Source organism: Superficieibacter sp., assembly GCF_032071645.1.
Classification (GTDB): Bacteria; Pseudomonadota; Gammaproteobacteria; order Enterobacterales; family Enterobacteriaceae; genus Superficieibacter.
In genome coordinates this window covers 181,608-206,803 of record NZ_DAMAPU010000005.1, presented here as the reverse complement: position 1 = coordinate 206,803, position 25,196 = coordinate 181,608, and the positions used below count along the sequence as shown (strand labels likewise).

At 55.1% G+C, this 25,196-nt stretch carries 16 protein-coding genes; 9 read left to right on the top strand and 7 right to left on the bottom strand.

Translation table 11 applies throughout. From position 1 onward, the window contains the following. Nucleotides 1-179 precede the first annotated feature (179 nt). On the top strand, nt 180-1,532 hold the full coding sequence (gene glpT, locus RT197_RS12135; RefSeq protein WP_312950912.1) for a glycerol-3-phosphate transporter: 1,353 nt from the start codon (nt 180-182) through the stop codon (nt 1,530-1,532). 37 nt (nt 1,533-1,569) lie between these two features. Here the strand turns inward: glpT and yfaE are convergent, their stop codons facing one another. From yfaE to ubiG, 4 genes are all read right to left on the bottom strand, one after another. Beyond that, entirely contained in the window at nt 1,570-1,824 is a 255-nt protein-coding gene (gene yfaE / locus RT197_RS12130) for a class I ribonucleotide reductase maintenance protein YfaE (RefSeq protein WP_312950909.1), read from the bottom strand. Next, on the bottom strand, nt 1,824-2,954 hold the full coding sequence (nrdB, locus tag RT197_RS12125; protein ID WP_312950907.1) for a class Ia ribonucleoside-diphosphate reductase subunit beta: 1,131 nt from the start codon (nt 2,952-2,954) through the stop codon (nt 1,824-1,826). The genes yfaE and nrdB overlap by 1 nt, the downstream gene beginning before the upstream one ends. 92 nt (nt 2,955-3,046) lie before the next feature. Beyond that, nucleotides 3,047-5,332, bottom strand: a complete 2,286-nt coding sequence (nrdA, locus tag RT197_RS12120) for a class 1a ribonucleoside-diphosphate reductase subunit alpha (RefSeq protein ID WP_312950905.1) — start codon at nt 5,330-5,332, stop codon at nt 3,047-3,049. 341 nt (nt 5,333-5,673) lie between these two features. Further along, nucleotides 5,674-6,402, bottom strand: coding sequence for a bifunctional 2-polyprenyl-6-hydroxyphenol methylase/3-demethylubiquinol 3-O-methyltransferase UbiG (gene ubiG / locus RT197_RS12115; RefSeq protein WP_312950903.1), 729 nt, complete (start codon nt 6,400-6,402; stop codon nt 5,674-5,676). Nucleotides 6,403-6,548: 146 nt separating this feature from the next. Between ubiG and gyrA the strand changes: the two genes are divergently transcribed. Both gyrA and rcsC read left to right on the top strand, forming a co-directional pair. Continuing rightward, on the top strand, nt 6,549-9,185 hold the full coding sequence (gene gyrA / locus RT197_RS12110; RefSeq protein ID WP_312950900.1) for a DNA topoisomerase (ATP-hydrolyzing) subunit A: 2,637 nt from the start codon (nt 6,549-6,551) through the stop codon (nt 9,183-9,185). A 111-nt stretch (nt 9,186-9,296) separates the two neighbouring features. Next, nucleotides 9,297-12,143 carry a two-component system sensor histidine kinase RcsC gene (gene rcsC, locus RT197_RS12105; protein WP_312950898.1) on the top strand — a complete coding sequence of 949 codons (2,847 nt, stop codon included), beginning with the start codon at nt 9,297-9,299 and terminating at the stop codon, nt 12,141-12,143. Between the two features lie 39 nt (nt 12,144-12,182). On the opposite strand, the gene rcsB is transcribed toward rcsC, so the two are convergent. Next, entirely contained in the window at nt 12,183-12,833 is a 651-nt protein-coding gene (rcsB, locus tag RT197_RS12100) for a response regulator transcription factor RcsB (protein ID WP_312950896.1), read from the bottom strand. 16 nt (nt 12,834-12,849) lie between these two features. Then, nucleotides 12,850-15,519, bottom strand: coding sequence for a phosphotransferase RcsD (gene rcsD, locus RT197_RS12095; protein WP_312950893.1), 2,670 nt, complete (start codon nt 15,517-15,519; stop codon nt 12,850-12,852). Between the two features lie 864 nt (nt 15,520-16,383). On the opposite strand from rcsD, the gene RT197_RS12090 reads away from it, so the two are divergent. The 6 genes from RT197_RS12090 to mgtE all read left to right on the top strand — a co-directional run bounded on the left by RT197_RS12090 (nt 16,384) and on the right by mgtE (nt 23,762). After that, nucleotides 16,384-17,502, top strand: a complete 1,119-nt coding sequence (locus tag RT197_RS12090; protein WP_312950891.1) for a porin OmpC — start codon at nt 16,384-16,386, stop codon at nt 17,500-17,502. A 117-nt stretch (nt 17,503-17,619) separates the two neighbouring features. Beyond that, nucleotides 17,620-18,675 (top strand): FAD:protein FMN transferase ApbE, encoded by a 1,056-nt coding sequence (gene apbE / locus RT197_RS12085; RefSeq protein WP_312950888.1) that lies wholly within the window; start codon nt 17,620-17,622, stop codon nt 18,673-18,675. Nucleotides 18,676-18,748: 73 nt separating this feature from the next. Further along, nucleotides 18,749-19,855 (top strand): bifunctional DNA-binding transcriptional regulator/O6-methylguanine-DNA methyltransferase Ada, encoded by a 1,107-nt coding sequence (ada, locus tag RT197_RS12080; protein WP_312950886.1) that lies wholly within the window; start codon nt 18,749-18,751, stop codon nt 19,853-19,855. Next, nucleotides 19,810-20,460: a DNA oxidative demethylase AlkB gene (gene alkB / locus RT197_RS12075; RefSeq protein ID WP_312950884.1), complete on the top strand. Its 651-nt coding sequence runs from the start codon at nt 19,810-19,812 to the stop codon at nt 20,458-20,460. Before ada ends, alkB begins: the two co-directional genes overlap by 46 nt. Before the next feature lie 73 nt (nt 20,461-20,533). Continuing rightward, a complete protein-coding gene (locus RT197_RS12070; RefSeq protein ID WP_312950881.1) occupies nt 20,534-22,177 on the top strand; it encodes a multidrug ABC transporter permease/ATP-binding protein in 1,644 nt (547 codons plus the stop codon). 148 nt (nt 22,178-22,325) lie between these two features. After that, nucleotides 22,326-23,762: a magnesium transporter gene (gene mgtE, locus RT197_RS12065; protein ID WP_312950879.1), complete on the top strand. Its 1,437-nt coding sequence runs from the start codon at nt 22,326-22,328 to the stop codon at nt 23,760-23,762. Here the strand turns inward: mgtE and RT197_RS12060 are convergent. Beyond that, nucleotides 23,725-24,960: a SulP family inorganic anion transporter gene (locus RT197_RS12060; RefSeq protein ID WP_312950876.1), complete on the bottom strand. Its 1,236-nt coding sequence runs from the start codon at nt 24,958-24,960 to the stop codon at nt 23,725-23,727. The genes mgtE and RT197_RS12060 overlap by 38 nt on opposite strands. Between the last annotated feature and the right edge of the window lie 236 nt (nt 24,961-25,196).

Below are 25,196 nucleotides of genomic sequence, written 5' to 3'. Positions count from 1 at the left end.
CGCATTATTCGAAGATTAAATGTGACGCCGTGCGCCTTTCTGAACATTTGTCATAAAAGTGTAACAATATATGCTTTACTGAACAGGCAATGTGCCGTTTTTGTAACATTTGAACATTATGAAGGCCGGGTTACCTCGCGCCTTTTACCTCTGTAAACACAATGGCCACGGAGGCTATTATGCTCAGTATTTTTAAACCTGCCCCTCACCAGGCGCGTCTGCCCGCTGCGGAAATTGACCCGGTTTACCGCCGTCTGCGCTGGCAGATTTTCCTGGGGATTTTCTTTGGTTACGCTGCTTACTATCTGGTGCGCAAAAACTTTGCGCTGGCCATGCCGTATCTGGTCGAGCAGGGTTTTTCGCGTGGCGATTTGGGTTTTGCCCTGTCCGGCATCTCCATCGCCTACGGTTTCTCAAAATTCATTATGGGTTCGGTATCTGACCGGTCGAATCCACGCGTGTTTCTGCCTGCCGGTTTGATCCTGGCAGCAGCGGTGATGCTGTTTATGGGTTTTGTCCCGTGGGCAACGTCCAGCATCGCGATTATGTTTGTGCTGCTGTTTGTCTGCGGCTGGTTCCAGGGAATGGGCTGGCCGCCGTGCGGGCGCACAATGGTTCACTGGTGGTCGCAAAAAGAGCGTGGCGGCATTGTGTCGGTGTGGAACTGTGCACATAACGTTGGCGGCGGTATTCCTCCGCTGCTGTTCCTGCTGGGAATGGCGTGGTTTAACGACTGGAAAGCCGCGCTGTATATGCCCGCGTTTGCCGCCATTCTGGTCGCGATTATCGCTTTTGCGTTAATGCGCGATACTCCGCAATCCTGCGGTCTGCCGCCGATTGAAGAGTATAAAAACGACTACCCGGACGACTACAACGAACAGGCGGAGCAGGAACTGACGGCGAAGCAGATTTTCATGCAGTACGTGCTTCCCAATAAACTGCTGTGGTATATCGCCATTGCCAACGTGTTTGTGTATCTGCTGCGCTACGGCATCCTCGACTGGTCGCCAACCTATCTGAAGGAAGTGAAGCATTTTGCCATCGACAAGTCTTCATGGGCGTACTTCCTGTACGAATATGCGGGCATTCCCGGTACGCTGCTGTGCGGCTGGATGTCGGATAAAGTCTTCCGGGGCAATCGTGGCGCAACCGGGGTGTTCTTTATGACCCTGGTGACCATCGCGACGGTGGTTTACTGGCTGAATCCGCCGGGCAACCCGACGGTGGATATGGTCTGCATGATCGCCATCGGCTTTTTGATTTACGGCCCGGTCATGCTGATTGGCCTGCACGCGCTGGAGCTGGCACCGAAAAAAGCGGCGGGGACGGCGGCGGGTTTTACCGGCCTGTTCGGTTATCTCGGCGGTTCGGTAGCGGCCAGTGCCATCGTGGGCTACACCGTTGATTTCTTCGGCTGGGACGGTGGATTTATCGTGATGATTGGTGGCAGCGTGCTGGCGGTTCTGCTGCTGATTGTGGTGATGATCGGCGAGAAACGGCATCATCAGCAGCTGGAGCAAAAACGACGTTAAACCGTGCCGGGCGGTGCAATGCCGCCCGGTAAAGCGGTTACATATCCAGTTCGATATCGCCTTTTGCCCGACAACAGCAGGGTAAAATTTCTCCCTGCTGTACCAGCGCCAGCGGCTGGGTCAACCATTCTACCTGACCTGCCACCAGACGCATCCGGCAGGAGCCGCAGTAACCTTCGCGGCACTGATATTCCACCGCAACCTGGTGAAACTCCAGCGCCGCCAGCAACGACGGATGTTCATCCTGGCACAGCAGATGCGTGCCGGAGATGCGTAGCGTGACCCGACTCATCAGAGCTGGAAATCGCTTAAATCGTCGGTGTTAACTTCCGAGTCAATCTGACCGACCAGATAGGAGCTGACTTCCACCTCCTGCGGCGCGACCTGAACGTTATCGGACACCAGCCAGGTGTTGATCCACGGGATCGGATTCGAGCGGGTCTGGAACGGCAGATCGAGGCCCACCGCCTGCATACGGATATTGGTGATGTACTCGATATACTGGCACAGAATATCTTTGTTCAGGCCAATCATTGAGCCGTCGCGGAACAGATAGCCAGCCCACTCTTTTTCCTGAAGCGCCGCGTGGACGAACAGGTCATAGCACTCCTGCTTACACTCCTGCGCAATCTCCGCCATTTCGGGATCGTCGCTGCCGGAACGCAGCAGGTTCAGCATATGCTGGGTACCGGTCAGATGCAGCGCTTCATCGCGGGCAATCAGGCGGATGATCTTGGCGTTGCCTTCCATCAGCTCGCGCTCGGCGAAAGCGAAGGAGCAGGCAAAGCTGACGTAGAAACGGATCGCTTCCAGCGCGTTAACGCTCATCAGGCACAGATACAGCTTTTTCTTCAGCTCGCGCAGATTAACGGTAACGGTTTTACCGTTTACCTGGTGCGTGCCTTCGCCCAGCAGATGCCAGTAGCTGGTCATCGCGATCAGATCGTCGTAGTAGTGAGAAATACCTTCCGCGCGTTTCTGGATCTGTTCGTTGGTTACGATATCGTCGAAAACAATCGCCGGATCGTTAACGATATTACGGATGATATGGGTGTAAGAGCGCGAGTGGATCGTCTCGGAGAACGCCCAGGTTTCAACCCAGGTTTCCAGCTCCGGGATTGAAATCAGCGGCAGCAGCGCGACGTTCGGGCTACGACCCTGGATGGAATCCAGCAGCGTCTGGTATTTCAGGTTGCTGATGAAAATATGTTTTTCATGTTCCGGCAACGCCTGGTAGTCGATACGGTCGCGGGAAACGTCAACTTCTTCAGGACGCCAGAAAAAGGAAAGTTGTTTTTCGATCAGCTTTTCGAAGATGTCATATTTTTGCTGATCGTAGCGCGCTACGTTCACCGGCTGGCCGAAAAACATCGGTTCCAGCAACTGGTTATTTTTCGTCTGTGAAAAAGTGGTATAGGCCATTAGGTGTGTCCTGTTGTTTATGTATCCCTCACCCAGGGGAGAGAGCCGGAGGGAGGAGGAGCGTTTGCGCTCCTTCCTCCACAGCGGCTGGATCAGATCTTACATGCGCCGCTTTCGCAGCCATCATCCTGAATAGAAGGGGCCAGATCGTCCTGCGCATCTTCGGCACCGTCGCGGGTGTTCTGATAGTACAGGGTCTTCACGCCAAATTTGTAGGCGGTGAGCAGATCTTTCAGCAATTGTTGCATCGGCACTTTCCCGGACGGGAAACGCGTCGGATCGTAGTTGGTATTTGCAGAAATCGACTGATCGATAAACTTCTGCATAATCCCGACCAGTTGCAGGTAGCCGTCGTTATTCGGCATTTCCCACAGCAGCTCGTAATCGTTTTTCAGATGCTCGTAGTCCGGCACCACCTGACGCAGAATGCCGTCTTTCGACGCTTTAATGCTGACGTGACCGCGCGGCGGCTCAATACCGTTGGTGGCGTTCGAAATTTGCGAAGAGGTCTCGGACGGCATCAGCGCGGAGAGCGTGGAGTTACGCAGACCGTGGGTTTTGATGGATTCACGCAGCGTTTCCCAGTCGTAATGCAGCGGCTCGTTGGCGATGCTATCGAGATCTTTCTTATAGGTATCGGTCGGCAGAATGCCTTTCGCATAGGTGGTTTCATTGAACCACGGGCAGGCACCTTGTTCTTTTGCCAGCTCGTTAGAGGCTTTCAGCAGGTAATACTGAATGGCTTCGAACGTTTTATGCGTCAGGTTGTTGGCGCTGCCATCAGAGTAGCGCACGCCGTGTTTCGCCAGGTAGTAAGCGAAGTTAATGACGCCAATACCCAGCGTGCGACGACCCATCGCCCCGCGTTTTGCCGCCGGGATCGGGTAATCCTGATAATCAAGCAGTGCATCCAGCGCACGCACGGCGAGGACCGCCAGATCTTCCAGCTCGTCGAGGTTTTTGATCGCGCCGAGGTTGAAGGCGGAAAGCGTACACAGGGCAATTTCACCGTTTTCGTCGTTAACGTCGAGCAGCGGTTTGGTGGGCAGCGCAATTTCCAGGCACAGGTTGGACTGGCGCACCGGGGCGATCTGCGGATCGAACGGGCTGTGGGTGTTGCAGTGGTCCACGTTCTGAATGTAGATACGACCGGTGGAGGCGCGCTCCTGCATCATCAGCGAGAACAGCTCAACGGCTTTGATACGCTGCTTACGAATGCTGTCGTCTTTTTCATAACGGGTGTACAGGCGTTCGAATTCGTCCTGATCGGCGAAGAAAGCGTCATACAGACCCGGCACGTCGGACGGGCTGAACAGCGTGATGTCTTCGCCTTTCAGCAGGCGGGTGTACATCAGCTTGTTAATCTGGACGCCGTAGTCCATGTGACGCACGCGGTTGCCTTCAACGCCACGGTTGTTTTTCAGCACCAGCAGGCTTTCCACTTCCAGATGCCACATCGGGTAAAACAGCGTTGCCGCACCGCCGCGCACGCCGCCCTGCGAGCAGGATTTCACTGCGGTCTGGAAGTGTTTATAGAACGGAATACAGCCGGTATGGAACGCTTCACCGCCGCGAATCGGGCTACCCAGCGCGCGAATGCGCCCCGCGTTAATGCCGATGCCTGCGCGCTGGGAAACATATTTCACAATCGCGCTGGAGGTGGCGTTAATAGAGTCGAGGCTGTCGCCGCACTCAATGAGCACGCAGGAACTGAACTGGCGGGTCGGGGTGCGCACGCCGGACATGATCGGCGTCGGCAGCGAAATTTTGAACGTAGAAACCGCGTCATAAAAACGCTTCACGTAATCCAGACGGGTTTCACGCGGATAGTTGGAGAACAGGCAGGCCGCCACCAGGATGTACAGGAACTGGGCGCTTTCGTAGATTTCACCGGTGACGCGGTTCTGCGCCAGGTATTTGCCTTCAAGCTGCTTTACGGCCGCGTAGGAGAAGGTCATATCGCGGTCGTGGACGATGAACGAATCCATCTGCGCGAACTCTTCTTCCGTGTAGTCTTCCAGCAGATGGCTATCGTATTTTCCCATCTCCACCATTCTGGTGACGTGGTTGTAGAGCGCGGGTGGCTCAAACTCCCCGTAGGCTTTTTTACGCAGGTGGAAAATCGCCAGGCGCGCGGCCAGGTACTGGTAATCCGGGGCATCGCGGGAGATCAGATCGGCAGCGGCCTTGATAATCGTCTCGTGGATATCGGACGTTTTGATCCCGTCGTAAAACTGGATATGCGAACGCAGCTCCACCTGCGAAATCGAGACGTTGTTCAGCCCATCTGCTGCCCAATCCAGCACGCGATGGATTTTGTCGAGATTGATGCGCTCGGTGCTACCGTCACGCTTTGTCACCAGCAGACTTTGATTCATGTATTTTTTACCTGTCCGTGAAAAAATGTCCCCCGCTTATCCACAAAACGTCGCTGTGACTAACTCTGTGGATAAATACTATATATAGGGGGTGATGGATAAATTGAACGCTATATGGTGAGTATTCTAGTAAGGATTCTTTTCAGCACAAGAGTTGATTTTGGTATGAATTTGATGTTGCAAAAGCGTAACAAAGGTAAAAAGCACGTCCCATCTGGCCTGGAGGGGATGTCAACCAGGTACAAAAAAAATAGAAATTTTGATCGAATGCTGCTTTCTTCTACGGATAAGAAATTGCGCAACGCGAGGTCGCGCAATCTTTAGCAGGAAAAGTTCTAACGTCAGTCGTTTTTAGCAGTGGTATGCAACATATAATTAACATCAACGCCCGGCGCGAGCTTAAAAGTATTGCTCAGCGGGTTGTAATGTAAACCGGTCATATGCACTTCTTTCAGCACGGTTTCGTCGACCCAGCCCAGCAACTCAGAGGGGCGAATAAATTTCTTCGCGTCGTGAGTGCCTTTCGGCACCATCCGCAGCACGTACTCCGCACCGACCACGGCCATCAGCCAGGCTTTACCGTTACGGTTAATGGTAGAGAAGAAAACGTGGCCGCCGGGCTTCACCAGCCGGGCGCAGGCGTTGACCACCGACTGCGGGTCCGGCACGTGCTCCAGCATTTCCATACAGGTCACCACGTCATATTGCTGTGCGTATTTGGCGGCGTGCTCTTCCACCGTTTCCTGCACGTAATCAATCTGCACGCCGGATTCCAGCGCATGCAGCCGGGCGACCTGCAACGGTTCCGCGCCCATATCCAGCCCGGTGACCGTTGCGCCTTCCCGCGCCATGCTTTCCGCGAGGATCCCGCCGCCGCAGCCGACGTCCAGCACCTTTTTACCAAACAGGCCGCCTGAACGCTCGGCAATGTATCCCAGACGCAGCGGGTTAATACGGTGCAGCGGCTTAAATTCACCTTCCAGATCCCACCAGCGTGACGCAACGGCTTCGAATTTAGCGATCTCTTGATGGTCGACGTTGTGAGCCACTGACGATTTTTCGGCATTCATTGGCGCTTCTACTCCTTATTTGGCAAGTGGTTCGAGTATATCAGCTGGCAGGCATGAATAAACTGTATTGGTTTACCTCTCTTAATACGACTGTGTTATAATTTGCGACCTTTGAATCCGGGATACAGTAGAGGGATAGCGGTTAGATGAGCGACCTTGCGAGAGAAATTACACCGGTTAACATCGAGGAAGAGCTGAAGAGCTCCTATCTGGATTATGCGATGTCGGTCATTGTTGGCCGTGCGCTGCCAGACGTCCGAGATGGCCTGAAGCCGGTACACCGTCGCGTACTTTACGCCATGAACGTATTGGGCAATGACTGGAATAAAGCCTATAAAAAATCTGCCCGTGTCGTTGGTGATGTTATCGGTAAATACCACCCTCATGGTGATACCGCCGTTTACGACACCATCGTGCGTATGGCGCAGCCTTTCTCCTTACGTTATATGCTGGTCGACGGCCAGGGTAACTTTGGCTCGGTAGACGGCGACTCCGCCGCAGCGATGCGTTATACGGAAATCCGTATGTCGAAAATCGCCCACGAGCTGATGGCTGACCTGGAAAAAGAAACGGTCGATTTCGTTGATAACTATGACGGAACGGAACGCATTCCTGACGTCATGCCGACCAAAATTCCTAACCTGCTGGTCAACGGCTCGTCCGGTATCGCGGTCGGGATGGCGACCAACATTCCGCCGCACAACCTGACGGAAGTGATCAACGGCTGCCTGGCCTACATTGACGATGAAGACATCAGCATTGAAGGGCTGATGGAACACATTCCGGGGCCGGATTTCCCGACCGCCGCCATTATTAACGGCCGTCGCGGTATTGAAGAAGCCTACCGCACCGGTCGCGGCAAAATCTACATTCGCGCCCGCGCAGAAGTGGAAGCCGATGCCAAAACCGGTCGCGAAACCATCATCGTCCACGAAATTCCCTATCAGGTGAACAAAGCGCGCCTGATTGAGAAAATCGCCGAGCTGGTTAAGGATAAACGCGTTGAAGGCATTAGCGCGCTGCGCGACGAGTCTGATAAAGACGGGATGCGCATCGTCATTGAAGTGAAACGCGATGCGGTAGGCGAAGTGGTGCTGAACAACCTCTATTCGCAGACCCAGCTTCAGGTTTCCTTCGGCATCAACATGGTTGCGCTGCATCACGGTCAGCCGAAGATCATGAACCTGAAAGATATTCTTTCCGCGTTCGTGCGTCACCGCCGTGAAGTCGTGACCCGTCGTACCATTTTTGAACTGCGTAAAGCCCGTGACCGTGCGCATATCCTCGAAGCGCTGGCGATTGCGCTGGCGAATATCGATCCGATTATCGAACTGATCCGCCGTGCGCCGACCCCGGCGGAAGCGAAAGCAGGGCTGATCGCGCGTTCATGGGATCTGGGCAACGTTTCTGCGATGCTGGAACGTGCGGGCGATGACGCCGCGCGCCCGGAATGGCTGGAGCCGGAATTTGGCGTGCGCGACGGTCAATACTACCTGACCGAACAGCAGGCCCAGGCGATTCTGGATCTGCGTCTGCAAAAGCTGACCGGCCTTGAGCATGAAAAACTGCTCGACGAATACAAAGAGCTGCTGGAACAAATCGCTGAACTGCTGCACATCCTCGGCAGCGCCGATCGCCTGATGGAAGTGATCCGCGAAGAGCTGGAACTGGTACGCGAACAGTTTGGCGATGAGCGTCGCACCGAAATCACTGCTAACAGCGCCGATATCAATATCGAAGATCTGATTAGCCAGGAAGACGTAGTGGTTACGCTGTCGCATCAGGGCTACGTGAAGTATCAGCCGCTGACCGATTACGAAGCCCAGCGTCGCGGTGGCAAAGGGAAATCAGCCGCCCGCATTAAAGAAGAAGACTTTATTGACCGCCTGCTGGTGGCGAACACCCATGACACCATCCTCTGCTTCTCCAGCCGTGGACGTCTGTACTGGATGAAAGTGTATCAGCTGCCAGAAGCGAGCCGTGGCGCGCGTGGTCGTCCTATCGTTAACCTGCTGCCGCTGGAAGCGAACGAACGTATCACCGCTATCCTGCCGGTGCGCGAGTACGAAGAGGGCGTCAACGTCTTTATGGCGACTGCCAGCGGTACGGTGAAGAAAACGGCGCTGAAAGAGTTCAGCCGCCCACGCTCTGCCGGGATTATCGCGGTGAATCTGAACGAAGGCGACGAGCTGATTGGCGTTGACCTGACGTCCGGCGCGGATGAAGTCATGCTGTTCTCCGCTGCGGGTAAAGTGGTGCGTTTCAAAGACAGCGCGGTGCGTGCGATGGGTCGTACGGCGACCGGCGTGCGCGGTATTCGTCTGGCGGAAAATGACAGCGTCGTTTCGCTGATCGTGCCGCGCGGTGAAGGCGCAATCCTGACCGTGACGCAAAACGGTTATGGCAAACGCACCGCAGAAACCGAGTACCCGACCAAATCTCGCGGTACGCAGGGCGTTATCTCGATCAAAGTCACCGAGCGTAACGGCTCCGTGGTGGGCGCGGTGCAGGTTGATGACTGCGACCAGATCATGATGATCACCGACGCTGGCACCCTGGTACGAACCCGCGTATCGGAAATCAGCGTGGTAGGGCGTAATACCCAGGGCGTGATCCTCATCCGCACGGCGGAAGATGAAAACGTGGTGGGGCTACAGCGCGTTGCCGAGCCAGTTGATGATGAAGAACTGGACTCCATCGACGGTAGCGTCGCGGAAGGGGATGAAGATATTGCCCCGGAAGCGGACACCGACGACGACGTTGCTGACGACGCCGAAGAGTAAACCTTTCTGTATGCAAAGGGCTGGATCTCCAGCCCTTTTCTTTATCATTGCGGCTAATGAATTTTACCGCTACCTTATTTCCATCCTGAATGTGCACATGGCTTATCTTCTTTGAAATACCTTGCCTCGTTTCGCAATACGCTCAAAATCTCGCGCTATATGTTTCGCGCGCTGGCGCTGCTGCTATGGCTGCTGATTGCCCTCGCATCAGTCTTTTATATCGTTAATGCGCTTCATGAAAAAGAGGCTGAAATCCATCAGGAATTCACTCTGAGCGCCGATCAGGCGCAGCGTTATATTCAACGCACTTCAGACGTGATGAAGGAACTAAAATATATCGCTGAGAATCGTCTGACGGCGGAAAATGGCGTGATGGTGGCGCGCAGCCGCATCAACGAAATGAACGTCCCGGAATTTTCGCCTTTATTCCCGGACTCTGATTGCACCTCGGTGGGCACCGCCTGGCGCGGGTCGCTGGAATCTATGGCGTGGTTTATGCGCTACTGGCGGGATAATTTCTCCGCCGCTTACGATCTCAATCGCGTTTTTTTAATCGGCAGTGAAAATCTGTGCATGGCTAATTTTGGCCTGCGCGATATCCCGGTAGAGCGTGACGAGGCGTTAAGCGCGCTGCATGAGCGGATCCTCAAGTATCGCAGCGCGCCGCAGGAAGAGCGTGGCGATAATCTGTTCTGGATCAGCCGTGGACCCCGTCCGGGCGTAGGCTATTTCTATGCGTTAACGCCGGTGTATCTCGCCAATCGTCTGCAGGCGCTGCTGGGCGTAGAACAAACTATCCGCATGGAAAACTTTTTCACTCCCGGCAATCTGCCGATGGGAGTCACCATTCTGGATGAGAGCGGTCATACATTAATTTCGCTAACCGGTCCTGAGAATACGATGGACATCGACCCGCGCTGGATGCAGGAGCGGACGTGGTTCGGTTATACCTCCGGCTATCGCGAACTGGTGTTAAAGAAAAATCTGCTGCCGTCTTCGCTGAGCATTATCTATTCCGTGCCGGTCGATCTGGTGCTGGAACGCATCCGAATGCTGATCATGAACGCGGTGCTGCTGAATTTACTGATTGGCCTCGGGCTGTTCTGGCTGGCAAGGATGTACGAGCGGCGGCTGTTTATTCCGGCGGAAACGGATGCCCAGCGGCTGGAGGAGCATGAACAGTTCAACCGTAAAATCGTCGCCTCTGCGCCGGTGGGGATCTGTATCCTGCGTACGCTCGACGGCACCAATATTCTGAGTAACGAACTGGCGCACGACTATCTCAACATGCTGACCCATGAAGATCGCCAGCGACTGACGCAGATTATCTGCGGTCAGCAGGTGAACTTTGTTGATGTGCTGACCAGTAACAATACCAACCTGCAAATCAGCTTTGTACATTCGCGTTATCGTAATGAAAACGTGGCGATTTGCGTGCTGGTGGATGTCTCATCGCGCGTCAAAATGGAAGAGTCGCTTCAGGAAATGGCGCACGCCGCCGAGCAGGCCAGCCAGTCGAAATCGATGTTCCTCGCGACCGTCAGCCACGAACTGCGCACCCCGCTGTACGGGATCATCGGTAACCTGGACTTGCTGCAGACCAAAGAACTGCCGAAAGGCGTGGATCGGCTGGTCACCGCGATGAACAACTCTTCCGGGCTGCTGCTGAAAATTATCAGCGATATCCTCGACTTCTCGAAGATCGAGTCCGAACAGCTGAAGATTGAGCCACGCGAATTTTCGCCGCGCGAAGTAATGAGCCATATTACTGCCAACTACCTGCCGCTGGTGGTCAGAAAACAGCTTGGTCTGTACTGCTTTATCGAGCCTGACGTACCGCTGCAAATGAAAGGCGATCCGATGCGTTTACAGCAGGTTATTTCTAACCTGCTGAGTAACGCCATCAAGTTCACCGATACCGGCTGTATTATTTTGCATATTCAGCGCAGCGAAGAGTATCTGTCGATCCGCGTGCGTGATACCGGCGTCGGCATTCCGGCAAAAGAGGTGGTGCGCCTGTTCGATCCTTTCTTCCAGGTGGGCACCGGCGTACAGCGTAACTTCCAGGGCACCGGACTGGGACTGGCGATCTGCGAGAAGTTAATCAGCATGATGGACGGCGATATCTCGGTAGATACTGAGCCGGGCATGGGTAGCCAGTTTACCATTCGTATTCCGCTGTATGGCGTCGATGAGATGCCGGAAATCACCGTGGCGGGGCTGAGTGACAAACGCTGCTGGCTGGCGGTCAGCAACGCCTCGCTGTTTGTGTTTGTGGAAAATCTGCTTCTGCGCCACGGCGTGCGCGTCGAACGCTACGAGGGGCAATACCCGGACCGTGAAGATACGCTGATCACCGATGGCGTGGCCCCGCAGGCATGGTCGGGTAAAGCGACAATCGCGTTTTGCCGTCGCCATATCGGTATTCCGCTGGAGCGAGCGCCGGGCGAATGGGTTCACAGCGTGGCGGCTCCGCATGAGTTGATGGCACTGATGGCGCGGATCTACAGCCTTGATGTAGAAAATGCCGAAAGCGGTAACGCGTTACCCGCAGGCGAAGCGGCGATTGCCGAAAACGATGACATGATGATCCTTGTGGTGGACGATCATCCGATCAACCGCCGCCTGCTTGCCGATCAGCTTGGATCGCTGGGCTACCAGTGCAAAACGGCCAACGATGGCGTTGATGCGCTCAATGTGCTGAGCAAAAACCATATCGATATTATCTTAAGCGACGTCAACATGCCGAATATGGACGGCTACCGTCTCACCCAGCGCATTCGCCAGCTTGGGTTGACCCTGCCGGTGGTGGGCGTGACGGCGAACGCGCTGGCGGAAGAGCGGCAGCGTTGTCTGGAGTCGGGGATGGATAGCTGTCTGTCGAAGCCGGTCACGCTGGACGTGCTGAAGCAGACGCTGACGACCTATGCGAATCGGGTGAGAAGGGCGAGAGGGTAAAAAAGTCACCCCGGCGGGAGCCGGGGTGACTGAGAGAGATTAATCTTTGTCCGCAGGCGCAAGCGTCACGGAGGAAAGATAGTTCAGCAGGGCAATATCATTTTCCACACCCAGTTTCATCATCGCTGATTTTTTCTGGCTGCTGATGGTCTTGATACTGCGGTTCAGTTTTTTGGCGATCTCCGTCACCAGAAAACCTTCGGCAAACAGGCGCAGCACTTCACTCTCTTTCGGTGACAGGCGTTTGTCACCGTAGCCGCCAGCGCTGATTTTCTCCAGCAGGCGCGATACGCTTTCCGGCGTAAACTTCTTCCCTTTTTGCAGCGCGGCCAGCGCTTTTGGCAGGTCGGTCGGTGCGCCCTGCTTAAGGACAATCCCTTCGATATCCAGTTCCAGCACGGCACTCAGAATCGCCGGGTTGTTATTCATCGTCAGGACAATGATCGAGATGCCGGGGAAATGGCGCTTGATATACTTGATCAAGGTGATCCCATCGCCATATTTATCGCCTGGCATCGACAGATCGGTGATCAGCACATGAGCGTCCAGCTTCGGCAGGTTATTTATCAACGCTGTGGAGTCTTCAAATTCGCCAACGACGTTAACCCATTCGATCTGTTCCAGAGATTTACGAATACCAAACAGGACAATGGGATGGTCGTCAGCAATAATTACGTTCATGTTATTCATCTATAAGGCTACCTTGCTACAGTAAGCTCTTGACGTAAGCGTCAATGTCGCTGATGTATTTTTTTATGCCTGAAGCATCTTTCTCACGAATTAAATGCTCCAGCGTTTCACATAACTGCTTGCCGGGTACCAGATTGAGCATGGCAAATACCCCTTTAAGGCGGTGAGCCGTCTGCGCCAGCGCAGCGAAATCATCCGTTGCCGTCTCAGTATACAACTTCTTAACATCATCCGGTACTGTGTCAACAAACAGTGCATAATAGCCGCTGGCGTGAAGTTCGGCGTTTTCATTGTTCGCGCCGGGAGACTCCACGATCTCTTCCTGAGCCAGTTGCTCTTCAATCAATTGCAGGACTGCATCCTGCATGGCGTTGCTCATATTAAAATTGACCCGTAGCTGACCGGGGCCAATTTTCCGCACGCCGGGCTCATCATCGCTTAAAAGCAAGCCCGTGGCTGTAAGATTAGACGGATTATCAGTTAAAAAGAGATCAAACTCTTGACTCCCGCCTCTTTCATCGGGAGTGATGCAGCTTGCCCCCCAGTTTTCGAGCTGTCTGACGACAATACTACGAATTTCACTGGAGGTGATGTCGATCATCGCCACGACCTCATCCAGCAGACGCTCATCGGATTCGTCTTCCGGCGCGCTCGCCGCCATCTTCACATGCAGAGAATAACGCGTTCCCAGTTCATCGCGGGATTTAATATTCAGATGCCCGCCAAGTTTACGTGCCAGCTGGTCGCAGAGCCAGAAGGTGAGGGCATTGGCTTTGCTGTAGCGATCGGACTGGGTATCGTTAAGATACGGGAAGTGAAGATTATCGATTTCCCGGCTGGAAACCCCGTTGCCGGTATCCAGAATACGGAAGGTCAGGCGGTCGGAGGCCGACTCGTCAGCGCTCACTTCAAGGGTAATTTTACCGATTTGCGTAGCGGTAACGGCGTACTGGATCAGCAGCAGCAGGATCCGCCGCAGGGCATCGCGATCGCCGTAGCGCTGCTCGCTGGCGGGCAGGCTGTTATTGATCAGCAGTTGCAGACCTTTGCGTTTCACCGACGGCAGCACTTCCGGCACGACTTCATCAATCAACTGCTGGATTGAAAACTCGCTGGTCGCACTCTGCCAGCTACCGTCTTCAAGCATATTCGCCAGCTGGATTTCGTCGATCAGACGCACCAGCACATCGGCATGGTGAGAGAGTTTTTTGCCGTCGCCGGAGGCCAGCAGCGCGGCTTCCGCAGCCAGCGTTTTTACCGGCTGACGAAGGGCTTCAGCAATGTGATGCATGAAAGCGGTGCGGGCGTGCTGATTCTTCTCATACAGTCGCTGGGCCTGCTTGAGTTTTTTGCTCACCAGCACTTCACGATCCTGATCGCGGATAATAAAAATTTGGGTGCGCGGCACGGTCTGGCTGCGGAACTGGCGAATTTCGTACAGCTCATTGTTGATCGTCGCCTGAATCACGCCCTGGTGCTGATCTGCCATGCTGGTAATGTTCTGCAAATTCAGATGCGGCAGGAGATGATCGGCGATTTTGTTGCTCATCAGCGTGCGGTTGGATTCGAGATCGTGTACCAGCAGGCCCAGCGGCAGCATGGAGACAATCTCTTCATTAATTGCACGCAGCACGCGCAGTTCGTTGCTGACGACGGAAGGCGAAGCCGGTTCGCCCTGTTGCCGTGTTGGCTGATGGCGGAAGGTCGTGTAGCCAAACAGCGCCAGCGCCAGCAGGCCAATATTCAGCAGCAGCGGCAGTAAAATATTTTGCAGCGTATCCAGCAGCAGGGTGCCGAAAGGTACCTGCCAGACCAGACGCATCCCGGTTGAATTGATGGCTGAAGAAATTTCGATGCGCGAGCCGTTAAGGTTAACGCTGGCGCTGTCCGCCGCCTCTTTTTCCGCGCTGCGCAGATTGGCCTGCGAGGTATCCTGATCCAGGCGGAAGCTCTCCAGCGGCATGGTTGGCGGGATCAGATCGTTAACCGGTAAATCAAACGCGACGACCGTCGCCAGATGCCCCGGCTGGTTAAAGGTGGTGCGCAGCGTAAAATAATAGCCGTTTTGCCAGGCCAGGCGACGCAGGCCGGAAAAGCTCTCGCGCTCGTCCAGCGAGTTCGCCTGCTGGAGCATTTCCGCACGGCGGGAGTCAACGTCACCGCCGACATTAGATTCTTTAAGCCCGGAAGAGAGATCTTTCAGCGGCAGCGTGGAAACGAGGATCAGGCTGTTATCCTGACCGTTCAGATAATACATCGACCAGGGAATGGTTTCCGCTCCCCAGAGCGTATCCAGATAAGCGGACATGCGCTGGGTCATTTCCAGCGTCGAGCTGTCGTGTGAGCCAAAAATCAGCGCTTCCGTTTTCCGACGCGGCTTTTCAAGATAGTACACGTCCTGTTTCAGGCGGGTTTCTTGTAATCCTTCACTGGAAGAAAGCGGAGTGGCGGCAACGTTGTCATAAATCTGCCAGGTCGCATAGCGCCAGGTATCAACGCGTTTATGGATGGCGTGGGTGATATCAACCACCTGATAGCTTTTATCTTTCAGCCAGGCATTGACGGCGCTCTGAACCATTACTCCCATAGTGACCAGTAATACAATGATGAGTAACAGGAAGAAGCGGGTGAGACTCCCCGGCATCAGGGAAAACCTGGAAGGGGTCATAGTATCAGAGTGACTCATTATGCGTGTGTACCTGTTGTGACTGCACTGATAAGAGAAAAGCTCAGAGCCCGTAGCGCAACTGAGATACTGTGTCGATCATGCTTGTTGCGGTCAGCCAACATTCATAAGCAAATGTAAGCCTTTATGCTGCATGATTTTGTACTGCTGGCAGTATAAAGGGTAATGGATGAATTTCCAGACTCTCAGCGCGGCGGCAGCGACTTTTTTGTTTGCAGCCGCAAACGCGCGTCAGTTGCGCATCAGCGCGGGAAATGGGCCAGCAGAATCGCCGAAATAGCGAGGCGGCTAAAGAGTAAATAGCACAAAATATCAAAAAAATACCTACAAAAGCTGAGCGGATATCGTCGGCATAAGTCATTAAAATGATTAATTAATAGTCGTTATGATTTCGTACGGGTAGCATAATCTGATGGAGGTAACGTAAAGAAAGGTAAAAAAAAACCGAACGCGAAGCGTTCGGTAGAAATAGGGGTAAACAGACATTCAAAGCTGAATGACGGTAATAAATAAAGTTAATGATGATAGCGGAATCTATTCTAGTCGCGTTTTAGAGCTTTGTTTTGGCAATAGATGCTATAAAAATGCTCTATTTTAATTGCATGATTTTATTGATAAAAATTTATATTTTGATTATTAGTGCTCATTTCTTTAGCTATTTGTGGCAGTAAAAAGTTCCCTCACATTTACAAAATGAAACATCTATGCGGCTAAATGAAACATCTTAAAAGTTTTAGTATCATATTCGTGTTGGATTATTCTGTATTTTGCCGCAAAATGGGTTCGCCGACTGATTGACGGGTTAATCAGTAAGCAGTGGCAATAAAAAAGCATATAAAAGGCATATAACAGAGGGTTAATAACATGAAAGTTAAAGCACTATCCCTCCTGGTACCGGCTCTGCTGGTAGCAGGCGCAGCAAATGCGGCTGAAATTTATAACAAAGACGGCAACAAATTAGATCTGTACGGTAAAGTTGATGGTCTGCACTATTTTTCCGATGACGACGGTAGCGATGGCGACCAGACTTACGTGCGTCTCGGCTTTAAAGGCGAAACCCAGGTCAATGACCAAATCACCGGCTACGGTCAGTGGGAATACCAGGTGCAGGGCAACACTGACGAAGGTCAGAATGATTCCTGGACCCGTGTGGCGTTTGCCGGCCTGAAATTTAACGAAGCGGGTTCTTTCGACTATGGTCGTAACTACGGCGTCGTTTACGATGTAACATCATGGACCGACGTTCTGCCGGAATTCGGCGGCGACACTTACGGTGCGGATAACTTCCTGCAATCGCGTGCTAACGGCGTGGCGACCTACCGTAACACCGACTTCTTCGGTCTGGTTGACGGCCTGAACTTTGCCCTCCAGTACCAGGGTAGCAACGGCGACGCCAGCGGCGAAGACATTGGTGGTCGTAGCGTACTGCGTCAGAACGGTGACGGCTTCGGCGGTTCTGTAACCTACGATATGGGTTACGGTTTCAGCGCGGGTGGTGCCGTTGCCAGCTCCAAACGTACTTCCGATCAGAACGACCTGCCGGGCATCTACGGTAGCGGCGATCGTGCAACCACTTACTCCGGCGGCGTGAAATACGACGCGAACAATGTTTACCTGGCTGCACAGTACTCCCAGACCTATAACGCTACCCGCTTTGGCGGCAGCAGCGGTTCTGACGCGTACGGTTTTGCAGACAAAGCGCAGAACTTTGAAGCGGTTGCCCAGTACCAGTTTGACTTCGGTCTGCGTCCGTCCGTGGCTTACCTGCAATCCAAAGGTAAAGACATCAATAACGGCGTTGTAAACTATGGCGATCAGGATCTGCTGAAATACGTTGATGTGGGTGCGACTTACTACTTCAACAAAAACATGTCTACCTACGTTGACTACAAAATCAACCTGCTGGATGACAACGACTTCACCCGCGCTGCGGGCGTAAGCACCGACGATATCGTCGCGCTGGGTCTGGTTTACCAGTTCTAAAAATCCGTTCACATGCTAAAGGGCCTGCGGGCCCTTTTTTTATGCGCACAGTTCGGATGTTCTGAGACTATCGAACAGGTGTACTCTTGCGCTGCAAAAGTAAGAGGATAATGACAGATGGAAATAACTTTTTTTCGTGCGGCCCTGTTGGCTGCCACCGTATTGCTGGCGGGCTGCGATGATGCGCCGGTTGCTGCCGCGCCTGCCCCGGCAGCGTCCACCGTGCTGGAAGGGAAAACGATGGGCACCGTATGGCGGGTAAGCGTTATTAACGCCGATCCGCGCCGGGCGGAAGAACTACAGCAAAAAATTCAGACCCAGCTTGATGCTGACGACCAGCTGCTTTCGACCTGGAAGCCAGACTCAGCGTTAATGCGCTTCAATCATTCGCAAAGCATTACGCCGTGGCCGGTGAACGAAGCGATGGCGGATATCGTCACCGAAGCGCTGCGCATTGGGGCTAAAACCCACGGCGCGATGGATATCACCGTCGGACCGCTGGTAAACCTGTGGGGATTCGGCCCCGACAAACAGCCGGAAAAAATCCCGGATGACCAGCAGATTGCCGCCGCCAAAGCGCGCACGGGATTACAGCATCTCACGGTAATCAACATGGCCGGACGTCAGTACCTGCAAAAAGATATTGCTGATTTGTTTGTCGATCTCTCGACCGTCGGCGAAGGTTATGCCGCCGATCACCTTGCACGGCTGATGGAGCAGGAGGGGATTTCCCGCTATCTGGTGTCCGTCGGCGGCGCGCTGGTCAGCCGGGGCAATAACGGCGAAGGCAAACCGTGGCGGGTGGCAATTCAGAAACCGACCGACCGTGAAAATGCGGTGCAGGCGGTGGTGGATATCAACGGTCACGGTATCAGCACCTCCGGCAGCTATCGTAATTATTACGAACTGGACGGTAAACGCATCTCGCACGTGATCGATCCGCAAAGCGGGCGACCTATCGAGCACCGACTGGTTTCGGTGACGGTTATCGCGCCCAGCGCGCTGGAAGCGGATAGCTGGGACACCGGGCTGATGGTGCTTGGGCCGCAACAGGCGAAAGAGGTGGCGCGCGAGCAGGGGCTGGCGGTGTATATGATTGTCAAAGAGGGCGACGGTTTTACCACCTGGATGTCACCGCAGTTTGCCAGCTTTGTCATCGACACAAAAAATTAGAAAGCAAGATTGTCGGTTTTTTTACGTCCGCTTTCCGCCAGAGTAAGGCTACCCTTATAGCAGGAGCCTGCGTATGAAACTCAAAACCATGACTGACGATGAGCGCCGCTGGCAGGCGGTGCTCAGTCGCGATGCCACCGCCGACGGGCAGTTTGTCTTTGCGGTGATCACCACCGGGATCTTTTGCCGCCCCTCGTGCCGGGCGCGTCATGCCCTGCGGCAAAATGTGCGTTTTTATGCCGATGCGCAGGCTGCGCTGGCAGCGGGATTCCGTCCCTGCAAACGCTGCCGCCCGGATGCGCTCTCGCCGCAGGCCGCCCGCCATGAAATCGTAGCCCGCGCCTGCCGGTTGCTGTCCCGGGAGCCGCCGCTGACGCTTACGGCGCTGGCAAGCACGCTGGCCGTCAGTCCCTTTCATTTACATCGCCTGTTTAAATCCGTCACTGGCGTCACCCCGAAAGCCTGGCAGCAGGCACAGCGCGCGCAGCGGTTACGAACCGCACTGGCGGAAGGAGAAACCGTGACCGACGCGGTGATGAACGCGGGCTTTTCTGCCAGCAGCGCTTTTTATCGCCGCGCGGATGCCACGCTTGGCATGACCGCGCGTCAGTATCGCAGCGGCGGCGAGGCGATGATCGTTCGTTTTGCAGCGGGTTACTGTTCTCTTGGCGTCTGTCTGGTTGCTGCCAGCGAAAGAGGGATCTGCGCGATCTTACTCGGCGACAGCGAAGATGAACTCACCGCCTCTCTTCAGCGACTGTTTCCCCGCGCGCAATTACAGACGGGCGACACCGCGTTTGGTGAGCAGGTAAAAGAGGTCATTGACCGGCTGGAAACACCCACTTCTGCGCTACCGTTGCCGTTAGATTTACGCGGCACCGCGTTTCAGATGCGGGTCTGGCAGGCGCTCTGCGAGATCCCGGCAGGCGAAACCCGCAGCTATCAGCAAATCGCGCAGGCGGTGGGTCAACCTCTGGCGGTGCGGGCGGTTGCCAGCGCCTGCGCTGCCAATAAACTGGCGCTGATTATTCCCTGCCATCGGGTTATCCGTCAGGACGGCGCGCTGTCCGGCTATCGCTGGGGAACGGCGCGAAAAGCCGCCTTACTGCGTCGTGAAGCTCAACAGGAGGAATCATGCTCGATCTCTTTGCCGAAGCCGAACCCTGGGACGAGCCGTTAGCGCCCGGTGCTACCATCCTGCGCCGGTTTGCCCTTAGCCGCGGCGGGCAACTGCTGGCGGCCATTGACGACGTGGCCCGCGTCTCTCCCTTCCGCCAGATGACCACGCCCGGCGGCTACACCATGTCGGTGGCGATGACCAACTGTGGCCCGCTGGGCTGGACCACCGACAGCCGGGGCTACCTGTACGCCACGCGCGATCCGCTGACCGAAGAGCCCTGGCCGCCGGTCCCGGCGGTCTTCAGTCAGCTGGCGGATGCGGCGGCGAAACGCGCGGGCTACCCGGATTTCCGCCCGGACGCCTGCCTGATTAACCGCTATCTGCCGGGCAGTAAACTGTCGCTGCATCAGGATAAAGACGAGAAAAACCTGCGCGCGCCGATTGTCTCCGTATCCCTGGGGCTACCGGCCATTTTTCAGTTCGGCGGTCTGAAACGTAACGATCCGCTGAAGCGTATGTTGCTTGAGCACGGCGACGTGGTGGTATGGGGCGGCGAATCGCGGCTGTTTTATCATGGCATTCAGCCGATTAAAGAGGGCGATCATCCCGCTACCGGGCGCTGCCGCTATAACCTGACCTTCCGCCAGGCCGGAGAAGTTGAATAAAAATAAGAATTATTCTTGATGTCAGCGGAGGGCAGTTTAAACTGCGGGCTGATTTTTCTCGCGGATGCTATTTATGGAACTTCTCCTGCTGGTCTGGCGGCAGTACCGCTGGCCTTTTATCGCCGTTATGGCGCTAAGTTTAGTCAGCGCTGCGCTGGGCATCGGGCTTATCGCCTTCATCAACCTGCGCCTGATTGAATCCGTGGATACGACGCTAACAGTGCTGCCGGAGTTTCTGGGTCTGCTGCTGCTGTTAATGGCGGTCACGCTCGGTTCGCAGCTGGCGCTGACCACCCTCGGCCATCATTTTGTCTATCGCCTGCGCAGCGAGTTCATCAAGCGTATTCTGGATACTCAGGTTGAGCGTATCGAGAAGCTCGGCAGCGCCGCGCTGCTGGCGGGGCTGACCAGCGACGTGCGTAACATCACCATTGCTTTTGTGCGCCTGCCGGAACTGGTGCAGGGGATTATTCTCACCTTTGGCTCTGCGGCGTATCTGGCAATGCTGTCCACCAAAATGCTGCTGATCACCGCGCTATGGATGGCACTGACCATCTGGGGCGGCTTTATGCTGGTTGCCCGCGTTTACCGGCATATGGCAAGGCTGCGCGAAACCGAAGATAAGCTGTATCACGATTACCAGACGGTGCTGGAAGGGCGCAAAGAGCTGACCCTCAACCGCGAGCGGGCGGAGCATATCTTCAATACCATTTATATCCCGGACGCCAGAGAGTATCGCCACCACATTGTCCGCGCCGATACGTTTCACCTGAGCGCGGTGAACTGGTCGAATATTATGATGCTCGGCGCTATCGGGCTGGTGTTCTGGATGGCAAACAGCCTCGGCTGGGCCGATACCAACGTGGCGGCGACCTATTCATTAACGCTGTTATTCCTGCGCACGCCGCTGCTTTCCGCCGTCGGCGCGCTGCCCACGCTGTTAAGCGCCCAGGTCGCGTTTAAAAAACTCAGACAGTTCGAACTGGCCCCCTACAAGCCGGAATTCCCGCAGCCTGAACTTTATCCGCAGTGGCAGACGCTGGAACTGCGCGACGTGATGTTTCGCTATCAGGACAATGCGTTTTCAGTCGGACCGATTAACCTGACGCTGAAACGCGGCGAGCTGGTGTTTTTGATTGGCGGCAACGGCAGCGGCAAATCCACCCTGGCGATGCTGCTAACCGGGCTGTATCAGCCGGTTTCCGGGCAAATTCTGCTTGATGGCGAGCCGCTGGCTGCCGATCGGCCGGAAGATTATCGCAAACTGTTTTCTGCGGTATTTACCGATGTCTGGCTGTTCGACCAGTTGCTGGGCGCAGAAGGTAAACAGGCCGATCCTGCGCTGGTCGATCGCTGGATCGCCCAGCTTAAAATGAGCCATAAGCTAAAGCTGGAAAACGGTAAGATCCTCGACCTGAAGCTGTCGAAAGGGCAGAAGAAACGCGTGGCGCTGCTGCTGGCGCTGGCAGAAGAACGCGATATCATCCTGCTGGATGAATGGGCGGCGGATCAGGACCCACATTTCCGCCGTGAGTTTTATCAGGTGCTGCTGCCGCTGATGCAGGCAATGGGCAAAACGATTTTTGCCATCAGCCATGATGACCATTATTTCATCCATGCTGACCGGCTGCTGGAAATGCGTGACGGTCAGCTTTCAGAGTTAACTGGCGAAGAGCGGGATTTAGCGTCGCGCGACGCCGTCGCCCGCACCGCCTGATAAGCGCCGACCTCTGCAGCCCGTGGTCGGCACGGGCTGCTCATTTTTCCCGCATTCGCGCTCGCCGTTTAATCTCGCTGACAAACTCCACGCTATGCTTAATGCGCAGCGGACACGTCGTCCGCTGCGCTGACTTCAAGGATCGCCGATGTCCGTTTCGACTAAACACAGCGCCAGACTGCGCGATGAAGAGCGTGCGCGCCTGATTTGGCTGCTCACCACCGATAAAGCCATTACCTCCTCGCTGCTTAATAAGCTCACTCTGGTTGAGCAATACGACAGCGGCGCGCTGGAAAATCAAATTGCCGAAGTGGGCGTGCTGGTTGAGCATCTCAAACCCGCCGACCTGGCGGATACGCTTGAAGCGCTGCCCGCCGAAGAGCGTCGCGCCCTGTGGCTGCTGATCGGCGATAGCAAACGGGGCAAAGTGCTGCTCGAAGCCTCGGAAAGCGTGTGGGATGACCTCGTGGCAGGCATGAGCGACCGGGCGCTGCTGGAGGCGCTGAATACCCTTGATATCGACGAGCAGATCTACATTGTTCAGCATCTGCCGCGTAATCTGACCGGCAGACTGCTGGCGACGCTGCCGCCTGCTGAACGGGCCCGGGTGCGCCAGGTAATGAATTACGACCCCGGCAGCGTCGGCGCGATTATGGAGTTCGAGGTCATTACCGTGCGCCCGGATGTGACGCTCGGTACGGTCCAGCGCTATTTGCGGCGGCTCGGCAAAATGCCGGAAAACACCGATAAACTGTTTGTCACCGACCGCGACAAAACCCTGCTCGGCGAGCTTGAACTGAAAATGATTTTGATCTCGCCCGCTGGCCTGAAGGTTAGCGAGGTGATGGAGCGCGATATTCTGGCTTTCCATCCGCAGGAAGATGCGGAACAGGCCGCGCGAACGTTTGAGCGTGACAACCTGATTAGCGCCGCGCTGGTCGATCCTGACGGCAGGCTGATGGGGCGTATTACCATTGATGAAATTGTCGATGTGGTTTACCGGGAAACCGATAACGACCTGCGCAGAATGGGGGGATTAAGCGGCGACGAAGACGTTTTCGCCCCGGTACATAAAGCGGTAAAAACGCGCTGGGCGTGGCTGGCGGTCAACCTCTGCACCGCTTTTATTGCCTCGCGGGTGATCGACGGTTTCGAACACACCATCTCGCGGCTGGTGGCGCTGGCTTCGCTGATGCCCATTGTGGCAGGCATTGGCGGCAATACCGGCAATCAAACCATTACCATGATTGTGCGCGCGCTGGCGTTGCAGTACATCCAGCCGGGCAACTTTTCGTTCCTGATCCTGCGTGAAATGGGCGTGGCGCTAATCAACGGCCTGGTATGGGGCGGCATTATGGGCGCAGTCACCTGGTGGCTGTACGGCGACCTGGCGCTCGGCGGCGTGATGACGCTGGCGATGGTGCTCAACCTGCTGGTGGCGGCTTTTATGGGGGTGATTATCCCGATGGTGATGACCAAACTGGGGCACGATCCGGCGGTCGGTTCAAGCGTGATGATCACTGCCATCACCGACACCGGCGGCTTCTTTATTTTTCTGGGGCTGGCGACGATTTTCCTGCTTTGAGCGAAAACCGACGCGGCACCAGCGCCATTGCCAGCGTACCCGCCAGCACGCCAATCGCCAGATTATCCGTCGTCACGGTGGCGGCGATGGTTATGATCATCGCCACGGTTTCCGGCCACGGCGCGGCTTTGAGCTGCGCAGGCCGCAGGCTGTGCCAGCTAAAGGTTTTCAGCGCTACGATAACCATAATCCCCGCCAGTACCGCCATCGGGATTTGCGCCATCACCTCACTTAACGCCGTGACCAGCAGTAACAGCACCGCGCCTGCCGCAAAAGTGGAAATGCGGCTGCGTCCGCCGCCCATTTCGACGTTAACGATCGTCTGACCAATCATTGCACAGCCCGCGATCCCGCCGTAAAAGCCCGCCAGGATATTGGCAATGCCCAGCCCGGCGCTTTCCCGATGTTTATTTGACGGCGTGGCGGTCAAATCGTCCACCAGCTTTGCGGTCAGCAGCGATTCCATCAGCCCGACAAAAGCAATGCTCAGCGCGCAGGGCCAGATAATTTGCAGGGTGCTGAGATCCAGCGGCACTTTTAGCTCGCTGAGCCCCGGCAGGCCGCCGCCCATGGCGCCAGCATCACCTACGGTCGGCAATATCTGCCCGCTGGTAACGGTAAACAGGGTCAGCAGCACGATGGCGATCAGCGGCGAGGGCACGCTTTTCGTGAACATCGGCACCCACAGCACGATCAGCAGCGTCAGGGCAAACAGGCCGAGGATCAGTGGGTTGCGGCTCCAGAAATGCGGTACCTGAGCGAAGAAAATCAGAATGCCCAGCGCATTCACAAAGCCGGTCATGACCGCCTGCGGAATAAAACGCATCAGCCGCGCCATGCCGGTCAGACCGAAAATAATCTGCACGATCCCGGCTAAAATCACCGCAGGCAGAATATAAGCCACGCCGTGCGCATGGACCATTGGGGCAATTACCAGCGCGACCGAGCCTGCCGCCGCCGTGACCATCGCCCGACGCCCGCCCAGAACCGACATCACCAGACACAGCACTACCGAGGCGATCAGGCTGACTTTTGGGTCAACGCCAGCAATCACTGAAAAAGAAATCACTTCCGGGATCAGCGCCAGCGCGGTAATTACGCCCGCCAGCGTCTCGCGCATCAGCAGCGACGGCGAGCGTATTACGGTGGTCATCGCCGCCTGCTGAACGGGCGACAGAGAGGATTGAATTTCAGGCATACAGATCCGCAAACAGAGAAGGGGCTTCCATAACGTTTACCGTGCGTCCGTGCGGAAAATCACAAAGCGGAGAATGGTAACGGTTAGTCCCCCCGCTAACCAGCACTTTTTATCATTTGCCGACAGCAGTTATTAAACATTTTTATAACTGTTCTAAAAACTAATCTTAAAGATTAAACAATATTTAATTTTTTAACCGGGAGTGCTAACGTAAAAATCCCGAATCGATTCACCTG